Source organism: Neisseria sp. P0021.S005, from assembly GCF_051956955.1.
Genome location: NZ_JBQCWY010000535.1, coordinates 1 through 2,132, shown reverse-complemented (window position 1 = coordinate 2,132; position 2,132 = coordinate 1). Strand labels below are relative to the sequence as shown.

Genomic DNA, 2,132 nt, shown 5'->3' with positions numbered 1-2,132 from the left:
GCGCACATCGTTGGCGGCCTGCTCGGAGCCGTTTCGCATCAGGTAAATCAATGGCAGGGTAGGTTTGCCTTCTGCCAAATCGTCGCCGACGTTTTTGCCGATTTCTTCGGTTTCGCCTGAATAGTCCAAAACATCGTCAATGATTTGGAAAGCCGTACCGACGTACATGCCGTAGTCTTTCAAGGCTTGCTCGTGTTCGGGGGAAGCCTTGCCCAAAATTGCGCCGACTTGCGCGGCCGCTTCAAACAATTTTGCTGTTTTGTATTGGATAACTTGGACGTATTGCTCTTCGGTAATATCCGTATTGCCGATGTTCATCAGCTGCATGACTTCGCCTTCGGCGATGATGTTGGTCGCATCGGCCATCACTTCCAATATACGCATACTGCCTGAACCGACCATCAGTTGGAAGGCGCGTGTATAGAGGAAGTCGCCGACCAAAACGGCCGCTGCGTTGCCGAAGAGATTGTTTGCGGTTTTACGGCCGCGGCGCAATTCACTTTCGTCAACGACATCGTCGTGCAGGAGGGTGGAGGTGTGGATGAATTCCACCATCGCTGCCAGCGAATACAGCTTTTCATCGTCATGCCCGACTGCTTTGCCTGCCAAAATGGTAATAATCGGACGCAGTCGCTTACCGCCCGCGCTGATGATGTATGTGCCAATTTGCGAAATCAGCGCGACATCGGATTGAACAGCTTGGTTGATGACCGCGTTCACTTTGGCAAGGTCATCGGGCAGGTGGCGTTGGAAGTAAGGCAGGTTTTCGAGCATAAAACATTCTCTGTTGATAAAACGGAGCGGAGGCTCCAATGAATCTGTTTAAACCCGTACATTCGGTCGGGGTAATAACGTTGCATAAAGATATCAGCAATCCAGCGCGTGATTATATCAGTTAAAAAGCATGCAACATATCTTTCAGACGGCCTTTTCAGTTGTAAATAAAATAAATTTTGACAAAATAGGCAAATAGAAATAGAATAGCTCGTTTCGCACATGGTGTGCGGAATGTTAACCTAATTCTCATGGAGTTGAGTATGTACGCGGTCATAAAAACCGGCGGTAAACAATACAAAGTTTCCGTTGGCGAAAAATTGAAAGTAGAACAGATACCAGCCGAACTCGACAGCCAAATCGAACTGACTGAAGTTTTGATGATTGCTGACGGCGAATCTGTAAAAGTAGGCGCACCTTTTATCGAAGGCGCAAAAGTAACAGCCAAAGTCGTTGCTCATGGTCGTGGCGAGAAAGTACGCATTTTCAAAATGCGTCGTCGCAAACACTACCAAAAACGCCAAGGCCATCGCCAAAATTTCACCCAAATCGAAATCGTGGCAATCGCCTAATTTCAAGTAAGTTCAGGAGTATTACAAATGGCAAGTAAAAAAGCAGGCGGTAGCACCCGCAACGGTCGCGATTCAGAAGCCAAACGCTTGGGCGTTAAAGCCTACGGCAACGAGCTGATCCCGGCAGGCTCCATCATCGTTCGTCAACGCGGTACTAAATTCCACGCAGGTGACAACGTAGGCATGGGCAAAGACCACACTTTGTTTGCTAAAGTCGACGGTTACGTTGAATTCAAAACCAAAGGCGCGCTGAACCGTAAAACTGTCAGCATCCGTCCTTACACCGGTTCTGAAGAATAATCGTTTTACGATTGAAAGCCGCATTCCCTTTTCGGAATGCGGTTTTTGTTTATCTGAATGTTTGTCCGTTTGATAAAATCCGTATGTCGTGAAGCTTGATTTATATTAAGGCCAAAGTAAAAACGCGCTTACAATTGATAACATTTGTTTTATTCTATCAATGCTTTCTATATAATCTATCAAATGCCTTTGATTTACCCTCATGTAGCTAAACACAGTAAACTTAAGGCCGTCTGAAAAAATCCGTATCAGTTGAATACAAGGAATTCCTCCCATGAGCTTACACAGTGATATTCTCGTCGTCGGCGCAGGCCCTGCCGGATTAAGTTTTGCCGCAGAGTTGGCCGGAAGCGGTTTGAACATAACCCTGATTGAAAGAAGTCCTTTAGAAGTGTTGCAAAATCCGCCGTATGACGGCCGTGAAATCGCACTGACGCACTTGTCGCGCGAAATCATGCAGCGATTGGGTATGTGGGATTTGATTCC

At 46.8% G+C, this 2,132-nt stretch carries 4 protein-coding genes; 3 read left to right on the top strand and 1 reads right to left on the bottom strand.

What is annotated here, in order from left to right; genetic code table 11:
• The coding region (locus ACTHUE_RS16535) for a polyprenyl synthetase family protein (protein ID WP_440424013.1) at nt 1-774 on the bottom strand (774 nt) is incomplete at its 3' end.
• Nucleotides 775-1,037: 263 nt separating this feature from the next.
• On the opposite strand from ACTHUE_RS16535, the gene rplU reads away from it, so the two are divergent.
• From rplU to ACTHUE_RS16520, 3 genes are all read left to right on the top strand, one after another.
• Nucleotides 1,038-1,346 carry a 50S ribosomal protein L21 gene (gene rplU / locus ACTHUE_RS16530; protein ID WP_100066624.1) on the top strand — a complete coding sequence of 103 codons (309 nt, stop codon included), beginning with the start codon at nt 1,038-1,040 and terminating at the stop codon, nt 1,344-1,346.
• A gap of 27 nt (nt 1,347-1,373) precedes the next feature.
• The gene (rpmA, locus tag ACTHUE_RS16525) at nt 1,374-1,646 is read left to right on the top strand and encodes a 50S ribosomal protein L27 (RefSeq protein ID WP_002212328.1); all 273 of its coding nucleotides are present in this window, start codon (nt 1,374-1,376) and stop codon (nt 1,644-1,646) included.
• Between the two features lie 274 nt (nt 1,647-1,920).
• A partial coding sequence (locus ACTHUE_RS16520; RefSeq protein WP_440424012.1) for an FAD-dependent oxidoreductase occupies nt 1,921-2,132 on the top strand: 212 nt, incomplete at its 3' end.

Coding starts and splice junctions, on each gene's coding strand:
- rplU (WP_100066624.1), top strand. CDS start 1,038: ATGTACGCGGTCATAAAAACCGGCGGTAAACAATACAAAGTTTCCGTT.
- rpmA (WP_002212328.1), top strand. CDS start 1,374: ATGGCAAGTAAAAAAGCAGGCGGTAGCACCCGCAACGGTCGCGATTCA.